3 protein-coding genes are annotated in these 3322 nt (G+C 45.4%); 2 read left to right on the top strand and 1 reads right to left on the bottom strand.

What is annotated here, in order from left to right:
- Positions 1-77: 77 nt before the first annotated feature.
- The gene (motY, locus tag AB4371_RS22425; protein ID WP_017063457.1) at positions 78-959 is read right to left on the bottom strand and encodes a flagellar protein MotY; all 882 of its coding nucleotides are present in this window, start codon (positions 957-959) and stop codon (positions 78-80) included.
- A gap of 188 nt (positions 960-1147) precedes the next feature.
- Between motY and rnt the strand changes: the two genes are divergently transcribed.
- Positions 1148-1792, top strand: a complete 645-nt coding sequence (gene rnt, locus AB4371_RS22420) for a ribonuclease T (protein ID WP_017061178.1) — start codon at positions 1148-1150, stop codon at positions 1790-1792.
- A gap of 65 nt (positions 1793-1857) precedes the next feature.
- Positions 1858-3183: a Na+/H+ antiporter family protein gene (locus AB4371_RS22415; RefSeq protein ID WP_029235135.1), complete on the top strand. Its 1326-nt coding sequence runs from the start codon at positions 1858-1860 to the stop codon at positions 3181-3183.
- The last annotated feature ends 139 nt before the right edge of the window (positions 3184-3322 follow it).

Genomic DNA, 3322 nt, shown 5'->3' with positions numbered 1-3322 from the left:
GCCATGCTCGGCGCACAACATAAAAAAGCCCGTCATCAAGACGGGCTTTGTCATTTCAAAACAAGCTATTGTTTAGCTTAAACCTGTGTACGACCTAAAGAGATCACAACACGTCGGTTCTTATCTTTACCAATTGGCGAGTTATTGTCCGCAATCGGACGACGCTTGCCATAGCCTTGCACTTGGATACGATCTTCTGGCAGGCCTAGAGATTTGAAGTACTCTCTTAACGATTCTGCTCTGCGCTCTGAAAGGTTTTGGCTAATCCCTTTGCTGTCGACAGAGTCGGTGTACGTTGCCACCAGCACAAGGTCGATGTCTTGGTTATAGCGAACGTAATCGGCAATCTGGCTCAGCCTTTTGCGCGACGATTTATTCAGCTGATCGCTGTTGCGGTCGTAATGCAAAATAGTGAAAGAGATATCTTCAAAGCTGTAAGGCAGCAGGTTAGCAACACAGTCACTGAACACATTGTATTTTTCTTGGAACAACACCGACGACAACGACACTTCGATACGTTGATCTCGGCTCTGCCACTCTTGGTAGCTGAATGTCGGATAACGCCCTTTCTCCAACTCACTCAAGATGCCCCAAGCTGTTTGACCGCCGACATAGCCGTCAAATTGCTGGAAGAACTTAATGGTTGTCATACGATCAGCACTTTCACCCGGACGCCAAGGTGGCGGCATAGAGATCAAGCTTACATTGCGCGTCGCACCCATTGGACGGCGCATTTTAAGCTCAAAGTCCAAAATGATTTTTTTACTCGCGCGAGATGAGAACTCAGCATCACCAAAGTTTGGAATTGGGTGGACCAAGCGACATTCAAGTGGCGTGTTGGCTACCATCTCCCATGTCGACTGTTGAGGAGATGCTCCGTAACGCTTTTCTTGTGCCATGACCGATGACGACACAAGTAGCGAAAATAGCATTGAACCTGTTATGAGTTGTTTCTTCATAAAGTGGAGTATCTCTTAAGCAATTCGTTTAACAATGCAGCCAATTGCCGCATTTTTCTCTCACGTTTAAATATGCAATTATCAAGCCGCAATGGGTTAGGTAATTTAAGATTTATTGCCCTTCCCTAGTTTTTATCACTGCTATTATCTGCAATAATGCAGCCTTAATCACACTTATTTGGGATAACATGACTGTAGAAAACGAAGCTCTGACCCTAAAAAAACGCTTTCGCGGCTATTTTCCAGTGGTCATCGACGTGGAAACCGCAGGGTTTAACGCTGAAACCGATGCATTATTAGAAATCTGTGCCATTACATTAAAAATGGATGAGAACGGAGATCTGCACCCTGCATCAACGCTTCATTTTCACATTGAGCCTTTTGAAGGCGCAAATATAGAGCAGGCAGCATTAGACTTTAACGGAATTAAAGACCCATTTAGCCCATTACGTGGTGCTGTGTCGGAACAAGAAGCCCTTAAAGAAATCTACAAGCTAGTGAGAAAAGAACAAAAAGCTTCAGATTGCAGTCGCGCAATCATGGTTGCTCACAACGCTACATTCGATTTGAACTTCGTTAATGCGGCAAGTGAGCGCTGTAAGCTTAAACGCGTCCCTTTCCATCCATTTGCTACTTTTGACACTGCAGCTCTTAGTGGTCTTGCCTACGGTCAAACCGTTTTGGCTAAAGCTTGCCGCACTGCAGGGATGGAATTTGACAACAAAGAAGCACACTCTGCTTTGTATGATACGCAAAAAACCACAGAGTTATTTTGCGGCATTGTAAACAAATGGAAAGCCCTTGGTGGTTGGCCTCTTGTTGACGAAGAATAAAAAATAGAGTCGGTAAACGTTTTTTCGTATTGCCTTCATAAAAAACACAACATCCCGAGAATAATATGAATCCTGTTGTAATTTCAGTTTGCATCATGCTTGTTTTAGCTTTGATGCGCGTAAACGTAGTCGTTGCTCTGACGTTCAGTGCAATTATCGGTGGCGTAGCCTCTGGTATGAGCTTGAACGACGCAGTCGCGGCTTTCGAAAGTGGATTAGGCGGCGGTGCAACGATTGCACTTAGCTACGCTATGCTTGGTACATTCGCTGTTGCTATCTCACGTTCTGGTATCACAGATCTCCTTGCTCAAAGTGTTATCAAACGCATTCACGGCAAAGAGAACAGTGCGGCATCGACTGGTCTTAAATACGGCATGCTTGCGTCGTTGATCTTAGTGACCATGTCTTCGCAAAACGTGATTCCAGTACATATCGCCTTCATCCCAATCTTAATCCCACCTCTACTAGGCGTATTCGCAAAAATGAACCTAGACCGCCGTCTAGTTGCGTGTGTACTTACTTTTGGTCTGATTACACCTTACATGGTGTTACCGATTGGTTTTGGTGGCATCTTCCTAAACAACATCCTGCTTAAAAACCTTCACGACAATGGTCTTGAAAACGTTGTAGCAAGCCAAGTACCTATGGCAATGTTGTTACCAGCAGCAGGCATGATCTTCGGTCTCCTTACTGCAGTATTCTTTACTTACCGTAAGCCTCGCCAATACAAAGAAACCTCTCACACTGTTGTTTCAACAGAAGTGAAAGAGATCAACAAGAAGCACATCTTAGTTGCAGCGGCGGGTATCGTAGCTGCGCTAACAGTTCAACTGTCGACGGGCTCTATGATCATCGGTGCTCTAGCGGGTTTCATGGTATTTACCTTCGGTGGCGTTATTGCTTGGAAAGAGACACAAGATGTCTTCACCAAGGGCGTTCACATGATGGCAATGATCGGTTTCATCATGATTGCAGCAGCAGGTTTCGCGGCAGTTATGAAGCAAACAGGTGGCGTTGAATCTTTGGTTGAAGCACTTTCAACAAGCATCGGCGACAACAAGCCTCTAGCAGCACTACTTATGCTAATTGTTGGTCTATTGGTTACTATGGGCATTGGTTCTTCGTTCTCTACGATTCCAATCCTTGCAACTATCTACGTTCCACTAGCAGCAGCATTTGGCTTCTCGCCTATGGCAACAATCGCTCTAGTAGGTACAGCTGCAGCACTTGGTGATGCGGGCTCTCCGGCTTCTGACTCAACATTAGGTCCAACGTCTGGTCTAAATGCTGATGGTCAACACGAGCACGTATGGGAAACCGTAGTTCCAACATTCCTGCACTACAACATCCCACTGATCGTATTCGGTTGGATTGCAGCCATGGTTCTGTAATTAGGTTCTGTAGTTAAACAGTCCTACGCTCACTTTTATAAAGACCGCCTCGTGCGGTCTTTTTTGTCTCTGAGATTCATTCTACTCTTCCTTCCGCTCACTCTCATTGAACTAGCGACACCAATCGAGTAGGAGGAGG

Source organism: Vibrio sp. 10N.261.51.A3 (assembly GCF_041471965.1).
Lineage (GTDB): Bacteria > Pseudomonadota > Gammaproteobacteria > Enterobacterales > Vibrionaceae > Vibrio > Vibrio crassostreae_C.
This window is presented reverse-complemented; position numbering and strand designations above follow the sequence as displayed.